At 61.1% G+C, this 15,381-nt stretch carries 18 protein-coding genes; 9 read left to right on the top strand and 9 right to left on the bottom strand.

Annotated elements, in window-relative coordinates:
* Positions 1–116: 116 nt before the first annotated feature.
* Positions 117–971: a 3-mercaptopyruvate sulfurtransferase gene (sseA, locus tag AB7951_RS19120; RefSeq protein ID WP_120289003.1), complete on the top strand. Its 855-nt coding sequence runs from the start codon at positions 117–119 to the stop codon at positions 969–971.
* 12 nt (positions 972–983) lie between these two features.
* Here sseA and AB7951_RS19115 read toward each other — a convergent pair whose 3' ends face one another.
* Positions 984–1,778, bottom strand: coding sequence for a hypothetical protein (locus tag AB7951_RS19115; protein ID WP_439062626.1), 795 nt, complete (start codon positions 1,776–1,778; stop codon positions 984–986).
* A gap of 358 nt (positions 1,779–2,136) precedes the next feature.
* Between AB7951_RS19115 and AB7951_RS19110 the strand changes: the two genes are divergently transcribed.
* Complete coding sequence (locus tag AB7951_RS19110; RefSeq protein WP_120289005.1) at positions 2,137–3,315, top strand: L,D-transpeptidase family protein; 1,179 nt, start codon at positions 2,137–2,139, stop codon at positions 3,313–3,315.
* A gap of 80 nt (positions 3,316–3,395) precedes the next feature.
* Here the strand turns inward: AB7951_RS19110 and AB7951_RS19105 are convergent, their stop codons facing one another.
* Together AB7951_RS19105 and AB7951_RS19100 are read right to left on the bottom strand one after the other, a co-directional pair.
* Entirely contained in the window at positions 3,396–4,355 is a 960-nt protein-coding gene (locus AB7951_RS19105; RefSeq protein WP_120289279.1) for a D-2-hydroxyacid dehydrogenase family protein, read from the bottom strand.
* Positions 4,356–4,469: 114 nt separating this feature from the next.
* Positions 4,470–4,676 (bottom strand): hypothetical protein, encoded by a 207-nt coding sequence (locus AB7951_RS19100; RefSeq protein ID WP_089267387.1) that lies wholly within the window; start codon positions 4,674–4,676, stop codon positions 4,470–4,472.
* Positions 4,677–4,907: 231 nt separating this feature from the next.
* Here AB7951_RS19100 and ettA point away from each other — a divergent pair, with 231 nt between their 5' ends.
* The 4 genes from ettA to AB7951_RS19080 all read left to right on the top strand — a co-directional run bounded on the left by ettA (position 4,908) and on the right by AB7951_RS19080 (position 9,325).
* On the top strand, positions 4,908–6,557 hold the full coding sequence (ettA, locus tag AB7951_RS19095; protein WP_089267386.1) for an energy-dependent translational throttle protein EttA: 1,650 nt from the start codon (positions 4,908–4,910) through the stop codon (positions 6,555–6,557).
* Between the two features lie 13 nt (positions 6,558–6,570).
* Complete coding sequence (tam, locus tag AB7951_RS19090; protein WP_120289006.1) at positions 6,571–7,341, top strand: trans-aconitate 2-methyltransferase; 771 nt, start codon at positions 6,571–6,573, stop codon at positions 7,339–7,341.
* A 107-nt stretch (positions 7,342–7,448) separates the two neighbouring features.
* Positions 7,449–8,075: a TIGR00645 family protein gene (locus AB7951_RS19085; RefSeq protein ID WP_120289007.1), complete on the top strand. Its 627-nt coding sequence runs from the start codon at positions 7,449–7,451 to the stop codon at positions 8,073–8,075.
* A 14-nt stretch (positions 8,076–8,089) separates the two neighbouring features.
* The gene (locus AB7951_RS19080; protein ID WP_120289281.1) at positions 8,090–9,325 is read left to right on the top strand and encodes a lytic murein transglycosylase; all 1,236 of its coding nucleotides are present in this window, start codon (positions 8,090–8,092) and stop codon (positions 9,323–9,325) included.
* A 95-nt stretch (positions 9,326–9,420) separates the two neighbouring features.
* Here AB7951_RS19080 and AB7951_RS19075 read toward each other — a convergent pair whose 3' ends face one another.
* Both AB7951_RS19075 and AB7951_RS19070 read right to left on the bottom strand, forming a co-directional pair.
* Positions 9,421–9,717 carry a hypothetical protein gene (locus tag AB7951_RS19075; RefSeq protein WP_068732235.1) on the bottom strand — a complete coding sequence of 99 codons (297 nt, stop codon included), beginning with the start codon at positions 9,715–9,717 and terminating at the stop codon, positions 9,421–9,423.
* A 254-nt stretch (positions 9,718–9,971) separates the two neighbouring features.
* Complete coding sequence (locus AB7951_RS19070; RefSeq protein WP_068732237.1) at positions 9,972–10,283, bottom strand: hypothetical protein; 312 nt, start codon at positions 10,281–10,283, stop codon at positions 9,972–9,974.
* Between the two features lie 379 nt (positions 10,284–10,662).
* Between AB7951_RS19070 and AB7951_RS19065 the strand changes: the two genes are divergently transcribed.
* Together AB7951_RS19065 and bfr are read left to right on the top strand one after the other, a co-directional pair.
* The gene (locus AB7951_RS19065) at positions 10,663–10,950 is read left to right on the top strand and encodes a (2Fe-2S)-binding protein (RefSeq protein ID WP_068732239.1); all 288 of its coding nucleotides are present in this window, start codon (positions 10,663–10,665) and stop codon (positions 10,948–10,950) included.
* Between the two features lie 150 nt (positions 10,951–11,100).
* Positions 11,101–11,586, top strand: a complete 486-nt coding sequence (bfr, locus tag AB7951_RS19060) for a bacterioferritin (RefSeq protein WP_068732242.1) — start codon at positions 11,101–11,103, stop codon at positions 11,584–11,586.
* Between the two features lie 21 nt (positions 11,587–11,607).
* On the opposite strand, the gene AB7951_RS19055 is transcribed toward bfr, so the two are convergent.
* The 4 genes from AB7951_RS19055 to AB7951_RS19040 all read right to left on the bottom strand — a co-directional run bounded on the left by AB7951_RS19055 (position 11,608) and on the right by AB7951_RS19040 (position 14,061).
* Positions 11,608–12,183 (bottom strand): hypothetical protein, encoded by a 576-nt coding sequence (locus AB7951_RS19055; RefSeq protein WP_439062628.1) that lies wholly within the window; start codon positions 12,181–12,183, stop codon positions 11,608–11,610.
* Between the two features lie 131 nt (positions 12,184–12,314).
* A complete protein-coding gene (locus AB7951_RS19050) occupies positions 12,315–12,920 on the bottom strand; it encodes an MSMEG_1061 family FMN-dependent PPOX-type flavoprotein (protein ID WP_120289008.1) in 606 nt (201 codons plus the stop codon).
* Positions 12,921–13,313: 393 nt separating this feature from the next.
* On the bottom strand, positions 13,314–13,559 hold the full coding sequence (locus tag AB7951_RS19045) for a DUF2188 domain-containing protein (RefSeq protein ID WP_068732250.1): 246 nt from the start codon (positions 13,557–13,559) through the stop codon (positions 13,314–13,316).
* Between the two features lie 148 nt (positions 13,560–13,707).
* Positions 13,708–14,061, bottom strand: coding sequence for a hypothetical protein (locus AB7951_RS19040; RefSeq protein WP_120289009.1), 354 nt, complete (start codon positions 14,059–14,061; stop codon positions 13,708–13,710).
* Between the two features lie 252 nt (positions 14,062–14,313).
* On the opposite strand from AB7951_RS19040, the gene AB7951_RS19035 reads away from it, so the two are divergent.
* The gene (locus tag AB7951_RS19035; protein ID WP_120289010.1) at positions 14,314–15,378 is read left to right on the top strand and encodes an alpha/beta fold hydrolase; all 1,065 of its coding nucleotides are present in this window, start codon (positions 14,314–14,316) and stop codon (positions 15,376–15,378) included.
* The last annotated feature ends 3 nt before the right edge of the window (positions 15,379–15,381 follow it).

The following is a 15,381-nucleotide window of genomic DNA, read 5'->3' as shown; positions in this document are numbered from 1 at the left end:
TCTCGGCCGTCATGCCCGGCGAATGCGGGGTATCCACGTCTTGCCGCGAGTGAAGACGTGGATGGCCGGGACAAGCCCGGCCATGACGGTGTTTCAAAATAAAAGGGCACTTGTGCATGACATCCACCGATCCTCTCGTCTCGACCGAATGGCTCGCCGCGCATCTCGGCGATCCCAAGGTGAAGGTCATCGATGCGTCGTTCAAGATGCCAGGCGTGCTGCCGCTGCCGGTCGATGACTATCTGGCGGCACACATTCCCGGCGCGGTGTTCTTCGATGTCGATGCGGTCTCCGATCACTCTGTGTCGCTGCCGCACATGTATCCGGCTGCCGACCAGTTTGCGCGCGATGTCGGTGCGCTCGGCATTTCCTCCGATGATACGGTCGTCGCCTATGATGCGGGTGGCTGGGTCGCGGCGCCGCGGGCGTGGTGGATGTTCCTCTCTTACGGCCACGTCAATGTGAAGGTGCTCGATGGCGGGCTGAAGAAGTGGAAGGCCGAAGGTCGCGCGACGGAAACCGGAAAGTCGTCACCGAAGCCTGGCGCTTTCAGCGCCGCGCTCGACAAGTCGTACATCCGCAGCAAGGCGCAGGTCGTTGCCAATCTGGATTCGCGCAAAGAGCAATTGATCGATGCGCGTGCCGCCAATCGCTTTGAGGGAAGTGTCCCTGAACCGCGCGCCGGCATTCGCTCCGGTCACATCCCCGCCAGCCGCAACATGCCTTACAACCTGCTGTTCGATGCTGCGACCGGCACGATGAAGTCGCTTGAAGAGTTGCGCGCAGCCTTCACCGGCACGGGGCTCGATCTCGACAAGCCCATCGTCACCACATGTGGCTCGGGCGTATCTGCGGCGGTGTTGACGCTGGCGCTCTATCGTCTCGGCGTGCGCGGTTCAGCGCTCTATGACGGCTCGTGGTCGGAATGGGGGCAGCCCGACGGTCCGCCCGTCGCGACCGGACCGGCGTAACCGGGGTCGAGGTCAGCGCGCGACCGGCAATCCGAACGGGTCAGTTGGCTGTGGCGCAGCGGCCGCGATAGGCTTGGCGGCCACACGCCGCTTTTTGACGACGATGCGCTTCTTCACGATCTTCTTGGCGGGCTCTGCAGCAGGCTTCGCTTTCGGCAGTGGAACTGACTCGGTATCGATGGGCGGTCCGCCCAGCATCGCAATTTTCGTCGAAGACAATTTTGCGTCATCGTCGGTCAGCGTGGCCGTCTGTTGTGGCCCCGCTACGACCTCTACTGCGGCGGCTGGTGCCGGAACGGCGGCAGGCTCGGGAGGAGGGGCAGCAACTGGTTCGACGGAGGTCGCTGGTGCGACGGCAACCGTCGTTAGAGGTTCCCGTTCTTCGATCTTCGTTGCTTCCGACTTCGTTGCAACTTCAGGCTTCGGCGTCGCCGCCACCGGGGCAGTCATCTCGATAGCCGGTGCGGCCGGCGTCGACGGGGGCACCGCGGTCTCGGGTAAGGCGACCTTTTCCGGCTCCGCAGGAGCCGCGATGGGGGGCACTGGTTCTGCCGCCGATGTCGCAGAGACCACTGGCGGCGCGACAGTCTCAGGGGTGGGGGCTGGTGCCTCGACGCGCAGCATGGCCAATGTCGGCGGAGCTTCGACGGGCGGCTGCGCAAAGACGGTCGGCGCCGCGCGCCTGGTCGGAATGGTCGCGAATTCCTGATGGGCAGAGCGCAGCAGGGCTGCGGCGCCAAGGCCGAAGACCACCAACGAGACTGTGAGCAGGACGGCTGCGAACAGAAATCGGAAACCCGGAAGCATGAATGGCAGTTCCGCCTTCGGACAGACCGTGGAAGGCTTTCGAACGACGGGGACGCGGTGACAACACTGGAAGCGGCCCGTTCCGCAGAATCGGCTGCCGCCAAAGCGTCGCGAATCAGGACCATTTGAGGATAACGCACGGCCTCAGGAACCGTTTGTTAAAAAGTGAGATGCACAACTGAGGACGCATTCCTGAGCAGTGATTTCAGCGGGGGTGAGGCAAGATAGCCACGCCGGCGTGTGATCTCGCGAATATGATCGAAATGGGAAGCTTTTTTCCGGAATTGTCTTGAATGCGCCGCTATCCTGCGCGATCTGACGGCATGTTCCGGTTTTTGCTTGAGCTTATACAAGGGCAATGATGATCAAGCGTGTTTTGACGACATTGGCGACCGTGGCTCTCGGTAGCGTCGCGGGTCATTCGCTCGCGGTGGCGCAGGGCTATCCTGTTGGCACGCCAAGCGGCTATTTGATCCCGGCCGACCCAAACTACCCCCCGGGCGGCTATCCGGCCAATTCGCGCGCCGATCGCGCGCTGGACGCCATGCCGGATTTTGATGCGCTCGACGAAGATGACGCGCCGCCCTCTCGCGGTGGCCGGCCGATGACGGGGCTGTCCGCGCCCGGAATTGCGCCCCAGAGCCCGGTGATGTCTCCGGATGATCCGCGCTACGGTCGCCCTGCTGGTGCTGCCCCGGTTTATTCCGATCGCGCCATGCCGCAGGGCCCGGTGATGTCGCCGGACGATCCACGCTATGGCCGCCCAATGGCGCCGCCGGCGGTGGTCTATTCGAACCGTGGCAACGGTGATGGCGCAGTGCGTCCGCCTGAAGGCATGGGCGGGCAAGGCGCTCCTGTGACAGGCTCCGTTCAGGGGCAGGGTCTGGGCGCCAATGGCAGCTCCGTGATGGTGGCTTCATTGCCTCCGGAAGATCAACCGGAAACCGGTCCGGCGCAGTTGCCGCCGCAGTTCCGCCGGCAGGAAGTCAATTTCGTCACGAAGGAGCCCGCGGGCACCATCGTCGTCGATACGCCGAACTTCTATTTGTACTATGTGCTCGGCAACAACCGCGCGATGCGCTATGGCGTCCGTGTCGGCCGCGACGGCTTCACCTGGAACGGTGTGCAGAAGATCACTCGCAAGGCAGAGTGGCCGGATTGGCATCCGCCGACCGAGATGATCGAGCGTCAGCCCTATCTGCCGCGCTTTATGGCCGGCGGCGAAGGCAATCCGCTCGGTGCCCGCGCGATGTATCTCGGATCGACGGTCTATCGTATTCACGGCACCAACCAGCCGTCGACCATCGGCAAGTCGGTGTCGTCGGGCTGCTTCGGCATGCTCAACGACGACGTCTCGGATCTGTTCGAGCGCGTCAAGGTCGGTACCCGCGTGGTGGTGATGCCGGGCAAGGCTCCGGCAACGACCGCCTCCGCGCAGCCCGTGCCCGGCCCGAGCGCCAGCGCTGCTCCAGCGCCGCTGCCCGGTACCCAGCCGACATCGGTTCAGCCGCTACCGGCTCCGGTCAGCATTCGCTGATTTCTTTCAGCTGATTTCGAGAAAACGGGCGCTGTGTAATCACACGGCGCCCGTTTTCTTTTGCGCAGTGAGCGCTTGCGTCAGTTGAGCTTGCGGACGGGGGCGCTGTTCAACCAGCCGCCGATGCCCTCGATCATCTCCGCATAGATCCGCTTGTAATTTTCGGCGGTGACATAACCGAGATGCGGCGTGATCACGATGTTGTCGAGTTTGCGCAGCGGACTGTCGAGCGGCAGCGGTTCGTGGGAATAGGTGTCGATGCCGGCACCGGCAATTTTCCCGGCTTGTAGCGTCTCAAGTAGCGCCGCTTCGTCGACGATCGGGCCGCGTGCCGTGTTGATGAGATAGGCTGTCGGTTTCATCCGCGCGAGATCTGCACGTGACACCAATCCGCGTGAGCGATCACTCAGCACGAGGTGGATCGTAATGATGTCGGCCTGGGCGAACAGTTCTTCCTTGGTGGCGTAGGTGACGCCGGCTTTTTCGCAGGCCTCGGGCGTCAGATTGGTGCTCCAGGCAATCGTCTTCATGCCAAGCGCGCGGGCAATGCCGGCAACCTGACTGCCGAGCTTGCCGAGGCCGATGATCCCGAGCGTCTTGCCTTCGATGTCCTCGCCGATCGTCACCTGCCAGGGCTTGCCGGCCTTCATGCGTGCGTTTTCAAAGCCGATCTTGCGGGTCAGTTCCAGCATTAGGCCGATGGTCAGGCCGGCCGTCGGATTGCCCACCATCGCGGTACCGCAGACGGTGACGTCACGAGCCTTGGCGGCCTCGAAATCGATCGCGGCATTGCGCATGCCTGAGGTGATCAGCAGCTTGAGTTTCGGCAGCGCTTCGAACATCGCGCGTGGAAACGGCGTCCGCTCGCGCATGGCGCAGATGATCTCGAAATCCTTCAGCGCCGTGGCTGCCTCGTCTGCCGACGCGAATGGCTTGTCGAAGACCGTGACCTCGATGCGATCGTCAAGCACGCTCCAGTCGCCGAGTCTCAAGGCCACGTTCTGATAGTCGTCGAGAATTGCACAGCGCAGCCGCGTCATGGGATCGTCCATCCGGTGTGGTGATGACGGTGTTGAAGCCGTCAGGGGATGGACACATTGCGCGCCTCGCGGGCGTGCGCAAGCGTCTGCATCGTCGGCGGCAGTGCGATCAGCTTAATGTGAGGGCGGGACCGGCGCGGACGGGTCCTTGGCGCGACAGGCGGGGCCCGGGCCGCGCATGTAATGCTGCTCGGGCCGGTAAGGATCGAAGGCGGCGACGAAGAACAGCTGCCAGAACGTCCGGATTTCGTGGAGTAGGCCTGGGCGCGCCGCGCGGGTTTCGGCGGCGGCTGGAGAGGGGACTGATGTAGTGATCGCCATGACGAGGCTCCGCCTGTCTGCCCGCGACTTCAGTCGCGAGGGGCATGATTGATCGCCCTGGGAGCACTCTTGGCGGAAGTCGTTAAAAAGCGGTTTTAATTGTCATAATGGCTGCCTCGAAGAAGTGCAGAGTTACCAAATCCTTAAGACCCCCGGTTGCCCTTTCGGGGCCACGCCGCTACATCAGCGACAACCCATTTTTCACGCCCGCGACGGTTTTCAAGGATCACGATGGCTCGCCAATTCGTCTACTTCATGCAGGGTCTGACCAAGGCCTATCCGACCCGCAAGGTGCTGGATAACGTCCATTTGTCGTTCTACCCGGACGCCAAGATCGGCGTGCTCGGTGTCAACGGCGCCGGTAAGTCGACGCTGCTCAAGATCATGGCGGGCCTCGACAAGGAATACACCGGCGAGGCCTGGGTCGCGCAGGGCGCGCGCGTCGGCTATCTCGAACAGGAACCGCAGCTCGATGCGTCTTTGAACGTCCGCGAGAACGTCATGCTTGGTGTCGCCAAGCAGAAGGCTGTTCTCGATCGCTACAACGAGCTGGCGATGAACTACTCGGAAGAGACCGCTGACGAGATGACCAAGCTGCAGGACGAGATCGAGGCGCAAGGCCTCTGGGATCTCGACAGCAAGGTCGACCAGGCGATGGATGCGCTGCGTTGTCCGCCTGACGATGCCGACGTCACCAAGCTCTCCGGTGGTGAACGCCGCCGCGTCGCGCTCTGCAAGCTACTGCTCGATGCACCCGAACTGCTGCTGCTCGACGAACCGACCAACCATCTCGACGCCGAGTCCGTCTCATGGCTGGAAGGCCATCTGCGCAACTATCCCGGCGCGATCCTGATCGTGACCCATGATCGCTATTTCCTCGACAATGTGACGTCCTGGATTCTCGAACTCGATCGCGGTCGCGGCATTCCCTACGAGGGCAACTACTCGTCCTGGCTGGTGCAGAAGCAGAAGCGCCTGGCACAGGAAGGCCGCGAGGACGCAGCCCATCAGAAGACGCTGGAACGCGAGCAGGAATGGATCGCCTCGTCGCCCAAGGCACGTCAGGCCAAGTCGAAGGCGCGCTACCAGCGTTATGACGAGCTGCTCAAGAAGGCCAGCGAGAAGCAGACCCAGGGTGCGCAGATCACCATTCCGGTGGCCGAGCGCCTCGGCGACAACGTCGTCGACTTCGAAGGCCTCACCAAGGCCTATGGTGATCGCGTGCTGATCGACGATCTGACCTTCAAGCTGCCGCCCGGCGGTATCGTCGGCGTCATCGGCGCCAACGGCGCCGGCAAGACGACGCTGTTCAAGATGATCACCGGCCAGGAGAAGCCCGATAGCGGCACGATCACCGTCGGCGAGACCGTTCATCTCGGTTATGTCGATCAGTCGCGCGATGCGCTCGACGGCAAGAAGACCGTGTGGGAGGAAATCTCGGGGAATAACGAACTGATCCTGCTCGGCAAGAAGGAAGTTAATTCGCGCGGCTACTGCTCGTCGTTCAACTTCAAGGGCGGCGATCAGCAGAAGAAGGTCGGCGCATTGTCCGGCGGTGAACGCAACCGCGTGCATCTCGCCAAGATGCTGAAGTCCGGCGCCAACGTCCTGCTGCTCGACGAACCGACCAACGACCTCGACGTTGACACGCTACGCGCGCTGGAAGAGGCGCTGGAAGACTTCGCCGGTTGCGCCGTGATCATCAGCCATGACCGCTGGTTCCTCGACCGTATCGCGACCCATATGCTCGCTTTCGAAGGCGACAGCCATGTCGAATGGTTTGAAGGCAACTTCCAGGACTACGAGAAGGACAAGATGCGTCGTCTCGGGCAGGATTCAATCATCCCGCATCGCGTGAAATACAAGAAACTGACGCGCTGAGGAGAACTCTCAAATGGCCGACTGGAGCGCGCAGCAGTATCTGAAGTTCGAGGACGAGCGAACCAGGCCGGCAAGGGATCTGCTCGCGCAGATTCCGCTTCTCGATGCCCGCAAGGTCGTCGACATCGGCTGCGGGCCAGGCAACTCGACGGAGCTTCTGGTCAATCGCTGGCCGCAAGCGTCGGTCATCGGTGTCGATACGTCGGCCGATATGTTGCGGCAGGCGCGGGAACGTCTGCCCGCGCAGACTTTCATCGAAGCCAATATCGCCCATTGGGTGGCGCCGGCCGGCTCCGATGTCTTGTTTGCCAATGCCGTGTTTCAGTGGGTGCCGGATCACATCAAGCAGCTGAAACGTCTGGTCACTGCATTGCCGCAGGGCGGCGTGCTGGCTGTGCAAATGCCGGACAATCTCGACGAGCCCTCGCACATCCTGATGCGCGAGGTCGCCTATCTCGAGCCGTGGCGTGCGCAGCTCTCAAAGGCTGCGGAGCTGCGTGACTCGCTGCCGAAGCCCGGCGCGTATTACGATGCGCTGCAGCCGCTGTGTTCCCGCGTCGAGATCTGGCACACCGTCTACAATCATGCGTTGGCCGATGCCACCGCGATCGTGGAATGGGTGAAGGGCACCGGGCTGCGCCCGTTCGTCGACCCGCTGGAGCCGCCGGAGCGCAAGGCTTACATCGCTGAGTATACCGCGCGCATCGCCGCCAGCTATTTGCCGCAGGCGGATGGCAAGGTTCTGCTGAAATTTCCACGGATCTTCATTGTCGCTGTCAAATAGCTGATGCGGCCAGTTGCCGCGCATTCACGACATCATCGCGTCCAGAACGCGCCGTTATAAGATCGGCGCTTCCATTGCATTCCGATTCGACCCATAGCGAGCCCCCCATGTCCATGACGCCCGAAACGCCATTGCCGCCCAGAGGAAAAGGCGGGGCGATGCGACCGATTCCGGCGCTGATCTTTGGCTCGCGCTGGCTGCAGCTGCCGCTCTATATCGGCCTGATCGTGGCGCAGTGCGTCTATGTCGTGCTGTTCCTCAAGGAGCTCTGGCACCTCATCGCACACTCGTTCGACTTCAGCGAACAGCAGATCATGCTGGTCGTGCTGGGTCTGATCGACGTTGTGATGATTTCCAACCTGCTGGTGATGGTGATTGTCGGTGGCTACGAGACCTTCGTATCGCGGCTCAATCTGAACGGCCACCCGGACGAGCCGGAATGGCTCAGCCACGTCAATGCCAGCGTGCTGAAGATCAAGCTGGCGATGGCGATCATCGGCATCTCGTCGATCCATCTGCTGCGCACCTTCATCGAGGCCGGCAATCTCGGAAGCACCAGCGCGCGCACGACAAACTACACCGAGGTGGGTGTGATGTGGCAGACCATCATCCACATCGTGTTCATTCTCTCGGCCGTTGGCATCGCCTATGTCGACAAGCTCTCGAACGGAGTTGTTCCGCATTCGCCAGAAAACGGTCACGGCAAGCAGGGCCATGGAGGCCACGCGCATTGAAATTGAAGCCGGGCATGTGGACGACACTGCGACCGCTCTCAGTCGTCGTCATCCTGTGCCTGATAATCGGGCCGGTTCCGTTGCTTGCTGCACCTGACGCCAGCTTCACCACCTTCATTGCTTCGCTCTGGCCTGAAGCCCAACAGGCGGGCGTCTCGCGCAAGACCTTCGATGAGGTCACGCGCGGGCTGGAGCCGGACTACAAGCTTCCGGATCTCATTCTGCCCGGCCGTCCTGCGACTGGCGCGCCGTCGCAGGCGGAATTCGTGCAGGTGCCCGCGGACTATGTGAAAGAGGCCAGCGTCATCCGGCTGGCGGGTGAGGGGCAGCGGCTGTTGCAGAAGCACCGCGCGACACTGGCTGCCATCGAGCAGCGCTTCGGCGTGCCGGCGACAATCATCCTGGCGATCTGGGGGCGCGAGACCGATTACGGTCGGTATGCGTTGCCCTATGACGGCATTCGCGTGCTGGCGACGCAGGCCTATGTCGGCCGCCGCAAGGACCAGTATCGCGGCGAGTTCATCGCAGCATTGAAGCTGATCGAGCGCGGCGACGTATCGCGCAAGGATCTGCGCGTGTCCTGGGGCGGCGCGACGGGGCTCACGCAATTCCTGCCGTCGGAACTGGATAAGCACGGCGTCGATTTCGACGGCGACGGCCGTGTCGATATCTGGAAGTCGGTGCCGGATGCGCTGGCATCAGCGGCGCAGCAACTCACGAACAAGGGTTGGCAGCGCGGTCTGCGCTGGGCCTATGAAGTGCGTGCGCCGGCCAATGCCGACTGTACGATGGGTGTGCCAGAAGTCACCCGGCCGATTGGGGAGTGGATTCGTGCCGGCTTCATTCCGGTCCATGGCGAGAAGCTCAGCGCGGCGGAGCAGGCGCAGCCGGCATCGCTGCTGCAGCCGGAAGGGATCTATGGCCCGGCCTTCCTGACGACGAAGAACTATTTCGTCATCAAGGAATACAATTTCTCCGATCTCTATGTGTTGTTCGTCGGCCATCTCAGTGATCGAATGGCTAATGCGCAGCCCTTTGCAACGCCGTGGTCGGCATCGAACCAGTTGCGCAGCACCGATGTCGAGGCCATGCAGCGGCACCTGACGAAGCTTGGTCTCTATGCCGACAAGATGGACGGCAAGGCCGGCATGAAGACGCGTGCCGCGCTCGGCGCCTATCAGAAGTCAGCGGGCCTCAAGGTCGATTGCTGGCCCAGCGAGACGGTGTTGCGCGCGATGAACGCAAGATAGTCGCACCTTCAGTCGCCCAACGAAAAACCCGGCCGCGTAAACGGCCGGGTTTTGAATTTGGATCGTGCGCGCGAATGCGCGGTCATCAGATCAGATCAATCGCAAACTTCGACCGGGCGCGAACGCCAGACACCGCGATATTCGTCCCAGACGCGCTGGCGGACGACACGGCATTCCGGTTCGACATAAACCGGAGCGGGGGCGTAGCCGTAGCCATAGGCCGGAGCCGGACGGCTGGCTGCAATGGCGCCACCGAGGAGAGCGCCACCGATCAGGCCACCGGCAACGCCAGCGGCGATGCGGCCACCGTCGGCCTTTGCGGCAGGCGCAACAGCAACCAGCGAACCGGCAACCGTCGCGGCGGCGAGCAAGGCGGAAATCGTCTTCTTCATCTCAAGTCTCTCCAGAAGGGCGCCGCAAGCGACGCACGGTTAAAGGTCTACTCACGCTGCGATTCGAACTGACGGCCTCACTTAGAAGCGCCCAACCGTCAATTCGATGTAAACGTTAGCCAGTCAGTGATCCGAAAAAGCGGTTTTTTCGGGCCATTGCAAGCATCACGCACTGGAAATGTCGTAGGTTTCCGATGCGTGACAGGAGATCACAGTAATCTCAGAGATCACATGATCCCGGAGATCGTACGATCTCAGCCGCACACGCGGACGCGGCGAATGCGCCAGCCATAGCCGTCCCAAAAACGCTGACGTTGCCAGAAACAATCGCCATAATAGCCCGGGCCGGCCACATAGGCAGGACGGCCGTAATAGCCGTAGCCGGGACCATAGTATCCCGAGCCGGCAGCGATCGCGCCGCCAAGCAGGGCGCCGCCAATCAGACCTGCAGCCACCGCGCCACCGCCGCCATGTCCACGCCAGTGCTGCGCGCTTGCCGATGTCGGAGCCATGGCGGAAACGGCCAGGGTGGCAACGGCGGCAATGGCCATCAGAGTTTTCTTCATGGCATTCCCTTTCTCAATCGGGCTTCGCTCACACATAGCGCTGCCTGACGCGAAAAGTTTCATACTTCACTTGAATGATCAATGAACGGGACCGCGCGATCCAGGTTACATCTTGATATTAAAGCCATTCCGGACGGAGGTTCGCGACCCTCCCCAAGGGCATGCCGCGCTGCAGGCGGTTACTGGATAGGGGCATCTGTCGGCTAGCCGTCTCCGATCATGGCGCTTGCGAGCGCTCAGACGAATTTTAGATTCGTTCCAATTTCTTCCATGCGATCAGTAGTTTGGAATAGCTTCAAAGTCGGCGTTTTCCTTTTGCATCGGGGCGGCCTCTTACATATCCAAGAGGGGTCCTGACCTGCGAGTTCGCCTTCATCTCATGATCGTTTGTTCCTGCAACGTCTTTTCCGACCATGATGTCCGTAGTGCCGTTGCCGGAGCGCGTCCGCCGCGTACGCCGGGGCAGGTCTATGGATGCCTCGGTTGCAGCGCCCAGTGCGGACGGTGCGTACGGACGATCAAGAAGATCATGGACGAAGCGCTGGGCGCCTGCGCCAAGTCCTGCTGTGCCGGATGCCCGCATACAGCGGCCCACGGGCAGTCTCACACCGAGACTCATGCGCATATCGAACTGGCAGATATTGCCTCGATCGAAGCGGCAGCCTAAGCGCTTATAAATTCAACAGCTTTCCAGCTTTTCCACGCCCTTTGCCGAATTGAGCAAAGAAGGGTTGTCCTGTCGTTGAATCTGATTTAGAAGCATTCTAAATTCAGACGAGGGCCTGTTTCGGACGGGTTCAGCAGACAGGAGAACATCATGAAGGGCGACCCGAAGGTCATCGAATTCCTCAACAAGGGCCTGCGCAGCGAGCTCACCGCGATCAGCCAGTATTGGCTGCACTTCCGGCTCCTGAATCACTGGGGGTTGGTCGACATGGCCAAGATGTGGCGCAAGGAATCCATTGAAGAGATGAACCACGCGGATCGTTTTACGGACCGCATTCTCTTTCTGGACGGCTTCCCGAATATGCAGGTTCTCGATCCGTTGCGCATCGGCCAGACGGTCAAGGAAATCATCGAATGCGATCTCGCTGCCGAAATCGGTGCCCGCACGCTTTATGAAGAAGCCGCCACCTATTGCCACGGCGTCAAGGATTACGTCTCGCGCGATCTGTTCGAAAAGCTGATGAAGGACGAGGAAGGTCACATCGACTTCCTCGAAACCCAGCTCGATCTGATCGAGCGGATCGGCATCGATCTCTACACCCAGAAGCACATGGGTGGCCTTGAGAGCGAGTTCTAAGCCTGGATCATCTGCGGCGTCTCAATAGACGCCGGACAATGTCGTCCGCCCCTGTTCCGGCAGGGGCGGTTTAGGCATATCGCATTTGGAGAATGCCGCGCGGATCGCCGCAGTCGATCCATCCAGCGGATATTCTACGGCCGTTCGGCCCCCGTTGATCGACCTGATCCGGACGTACAACGTCTTCGCACCGGCAAGCTCGCCCACGAAGGTTGCGATCTCTGCCCTGTCTTCAATGACGATGATCTGGTTTCCCCGCACCACCCGCGAGCCGACGTCGTCGTGACCAGGTTTTCCATCGAAGCGATAGCCGAGCACCGTGTTGCGGTTGCTGCCGATCTTGAAATCAAAGGCGAAGCGGATCAACGGCGCGCCGTCGATGCATGTCAGCAGCAATGATGAGACGCGTGGAAAATCCACATTGCTGTTTGACGCTTCGGCAAAGACATAGGCGCTCGGTAGTTCGGCCCCGGTAATGCGGTCGATCTGGTGCGGGATTAGCCATTCGCCTGCATAGGTTTCGTCCCGCTCCGTTACGAATGGATCACGCATGCAGCCGCCAAGCATGAGGCCTGCGACCGTCATCAGCTGGATCAACGCAACGCCACGCACAACGCTCTCCCCAAGCGTCGTGGCTATACAACCTTAAGTGATAATTTCAAATAGAGGTTGTGCGTAGATGGCCGCGGCTGCCGGAGCTCCTTTTGGATCCGGACGAGGTCGACGAGCTACAACTGCTGGCGATAGGCGACGTCGATCTGTTCCTGAGTCATCGGTTCACCGAGTTTCGTCTGATCGTGAACCATTTCGGAGATGCTCGGCATCACCGAGCGCTTCACCTGCACCTCCGGCGACCACAGCTTCGAACGCATCAGCGCCTTGCCGCAATGAAAATAGGCTTCGGTCACTGTGATGCTCAACACCGCGCGCGGGAGCTTGCCGAACTCTTCCATCGACGCCATCAGTTCCGGATCTTTAATCAGCCTGGCGACGCCACTGACACGCAAGGTGTCGTCGATGCCCGGAACGAAGAAGATCAGCTGCACATGGCCGCTGCCCGCCATCAGATTCTGGAACGTATCGATGCGGTTGTTGCCGGGACGGTCCGGCATCTGCAATTCGGTCGGCGAGGCGACCCGCACGAAGCCGACGCCGCCACCGCGCGGCGATGCATCGACGGTGCCGTCGGGACCCGACGAAGCAAGCACGCAGAACGGCGACAGCGAGATGAACTTGCTGGAGTGCATATCGAGCGTCGGTCGCGCCTTGGCGATCACGCGCGGATGCGGCGTTGGATAAATGGTGCGGAGTTCGTCTGCTGCGACGTCGGTCACGTCTGCTCCCCCGATATGATTTGATAACGCAAAACTAGCATAGTGGCGCCTTGCGGAAAAGTCGCGCAGACAGCACCGCAACCGACGCCGGAGTCACCATGTGACTCCCTAACGAATGTTGCTTGCCGATTTGGCCCGTTCGCTATGAGCCTGTGGCGTCTTTGTGTGGCCCGGGCCAATTGATGACGCCGGCCCACCAACGCAACCGTATGCGTGTCACGAGTGCAAGCGATGCCGCGATTTCAATGACGCCGCTGGCGATGATGAGTTCGCGCGCGAAAGGCACCCAGGCGGGCGTGACGAGCAACAACTTCTCCGGCATGGCGAGATACGGCAATGGCCGGCGCCATTGGACGCGTTGACGTCAGTTGGATCATTCACCTGTCTTCGCGATCAGGCCTTGTCGATGATGTGGGTGTTGGGACGATCACTGCCCGAGGCAGTTTCCTCGTGCCACTGCCCTTTTTCGTCCTCATAGGCAATCACCTCGGTGCGTCCCGGCACCCTCTGCTCGGCCGCGGCGCGCTTGGCGGCTGCGGTGGCGAGTGCGTGCGTCGCATACGGCTCGGAGAAGACGGCGCCAACCTTATAGGCCCAACCGCCATCATGCTCGACGATCACATAGGTCACTTCCGTCATATCAGTCTCTCTTTATCCTGTAGTGCCCGCGGCGAGGTGACGGCGGGGCCAGAGTGACCTAACGCGCCGCGCGCAGAATTAGCCTCAAATTGGGCCCGATTGCCTGCGGATTGCAAGGCCGCACCCTGGCACCGTTTCGTGATCGTCATCATGCGGCGTCAGCCGGAACGAAACAGCTGATGATGATCTCGCCGCGATGGCGCACATACCAGACGACAGCTTCGCCAACGGGGTTGCCGCGATCGCGGATCACGGCGCGCCTCGGCACCTCCGTCCATATGCCTTCGATCGGCACCCAATAGGCGCCGTTGCGGACGTCATATTCGGTGCGATGGCCGTCGGAGATATCGCAACACGGCACGCCATTAGGGCTGATGACGCTTTTGAACCAGTTCCGGATATCGTCGGGCACATCGCTGAACTGGCCGCGATCAATGGCGTGAGCGGTCGTCGCCATCACGGTAAGCGCTGCCAGCAGCACCACTTGAATCAATCCCCGCATGCGAACCTCACGGTATTGCATCACGCGCGGACGCCGGGTGCCGCACGGGACGACTCGGATTCTTGCGATGATTAAGCCCGAGCTATGGCGGCGACGCCTGCCCAAAGATTATACCCGGCGCGACGAGCTGGGGATCGCTGCGCTGCAGTATCGATCTGTTGGTCTGCTGGCTCGCGCTGCCATGCTAGCATCTGTGTCAAGCGGCCTGATCAAATGGCTGCGCCGGGGAGGATGACGATGCCCAGCCGTTCTATGCGCGCGTTGTGCGCTGCTGCTGTCGTGACATGTGCTTCGCTTGCTGCCGTGACCGCGTTCGCCGCTGATTATCCGGCGCCAAAGCAGGGCGACTGGATCGCGAAGGATTTCAAGTTTCATACCGGCCATGTGATGCCGGAGTTGAAGCTGCATTACACGACGGTGGGTGAGCCGAGCGGCCAGCCGGTGCTGGTGCTGCATGGCACCGGCGGTTCGGCGCAGAGCATGTTGACGCCCGCTTTTGCGGGCGAGTTATTCGGCGCGGGCCAGCCGCTCGATGCCGCAAAATACTACATCATCATTCCCGATGCGCTCGGCCACGGCAAATCGTCGAAGCCCTCTGATGGGATGAAGACCGCATTTCCGAAGTACAATTACGACGACATGGTCGATGCCCAGCATCGGCTGCTGATCGAAGGGCTCGGCATCAAGCATGTGCGGATGGTGATCGGCAATTCCATGGGCGGCATGCATGCGTGGATCTGGGGCACGAAATATCCTGATATGATGGATACCTTGGTGCCGATGGCATCGCAACCGACCGAGATGAGCGCGCGAAACTGGATGATGCGGCGCATGATGATCGAGACCGTGCGCGCCGATCCAGACTACAAGGCCGGCAACTACACATCGCAGCCCGGCATGATCAAATTTGCCAGCGTGATGTATGGCATCGCGACAGCCGGCGGCACGCTAGCCTATCAGATGCTGGCGCCGACCGGCGAGGCCGCCGACAAGAATGTCGATGACCGGCTCAAGGCGCCATTTGTCGCCGATGCAAATGATTTCATCTATCAGTGGGAATCGTCGCGCGACTACAATCCATCAGCAGGTCTGGACAAGATCACATCCGCCGTGCTCGCGATCAACGCTGCCGATGACGAGCGCAATCCGCCGGAGACCGGGTTGATGGATGCCGCGCTGAAGCGGATCAAAAACGCGAAGATGCTGCTGATCCCGGCAAGCACCGAGACCCGTGGTCATCTCACTACGGGCGGTGCTAAATTCTATAAGCAACAGCTTCAGGAGCTGCTGCAGACCGCACCGCAGCGGACCATGTAAAAA

The sequence above is a fragment of the Tardiphaga sp. 285_C5_N1_2 genome, assembly GCF_052076065.1.
Taxonomy (GTDB): Bacteria; Pseudomonadota; Alphaproteobacteria; order Rhizobiales; family Xanthobacteraceae; genus Tardiphaga; species Tardiphaga robiniae.
This window is presented reverse-complemented; position numbering and strand designations above follow the sequence as displayed.

Coding starts and splice junctions, on each gene's coding strand:
- sseA (WP_120289003.1), top strand. CDS start 117: ATGACATCCACCGATCCTCTCGTCTCGACCGAATGGCTCGCCGCGCAT.
- AB7951_RS19115 (WP_439062626.1), bottom strand. CDS start 1,778: ATGCTTCCGGGTTTCCGATTTCTGTTCGCAGCCGTCCTGCTCACAGTC.
- AB7951_RS19110 (WP_120289005.1), top strand. CDS start 2,137: ATGATGATCAAGCGTGTTTTGACGACATTGGCGACCGTGGCTCTCGGT.
- AB7951_RS19105 (WP_120289279.1), bottom strand. CDS start 4,355: ATGACGCGGCTGCGCTGTGCAATTCTCGACGACTATCAGAACGTGGCC.
- AB7951_RS19100 (WP_089267387.1), bottom strand. CDS start 4,676: ATGGCGATCACTACATCAGTCCCCTCTCCAGCCGCCGCCGAAACCCGC.
- ettA (WP_089267386.1), top strand. CDS start 4,908: ATGGCTCGCCAATTCGTCTACTTCATGCAGGGTCTGACCAAGGCCTAT.
- tam (WP_120289006.1), top strand. CDS start 6,571: ATGGCCGACTGGAGCGCGCAGCAGTATCTGAAGTTCGAGGACGAGCGA.
- AB7951_RS19085 (WP_120289007.1), top strand. CDS start 7,449: ATGTCCATGACGCCCGAAACGCCATTGCCGCCCAGAGGAAAAGGCGGG.
- AB7951_RS19080 (WP_120289281.1), top strand. CDS start 8,090: ATGTGGACGACACTGCGACCGCTCTCAGTCGTCGTCATCCTGTGCCTG.
- AB7951_RS19075 (WP_068732235.1), bottom strand. CDS start 9,717: ATGAAGAAGACGATTTCCGCCTTGCTCGCCGCCGCGACGGTTGCCGGT.
- AB7951_RS19070 (WP_068732237.1), bottom strand. CDS start 10,283: ATGAAGAAAACTCTGATGGCCATTGCCGCCGTTGCCACCCTGGCCGTT.
- AB7951_RS19065 (WP_068732239.1), top strand. CDS start 10,663: ATGATCGTTTGTTCCTGCAACGTCTTTTCCGACCATGATGTCCGTAGT.
- bfr (WP_068732242.1), top strand. CDS start 11,101: ATGAAGGGCGACCCGAAGGTCATCGAATTCCTCAACAAGGGCCTGCGC.
- AB7951_RS19045 (WP_068732250.1), bottom strand. CDS start 13,559: ATGACGGAAGTGACCTATGTGATCGTCGAGCATGATGGCGGTTGGGCC.
- AB7951_RS19040 (WP_120289009.1), bottom strand. CDS start 14,061: ATGCGGGGATTGATTCAAGTGGTGCTGCTGGCAGCGCTTACCGTGATG.
- AB7951_RS19035 (WP_120289010.1), top strand. CDS start 14,314: ATGCGCGCGTTGTGCGCTGCTGCTGTCGTGACATGTGCTTCGCTTGCT.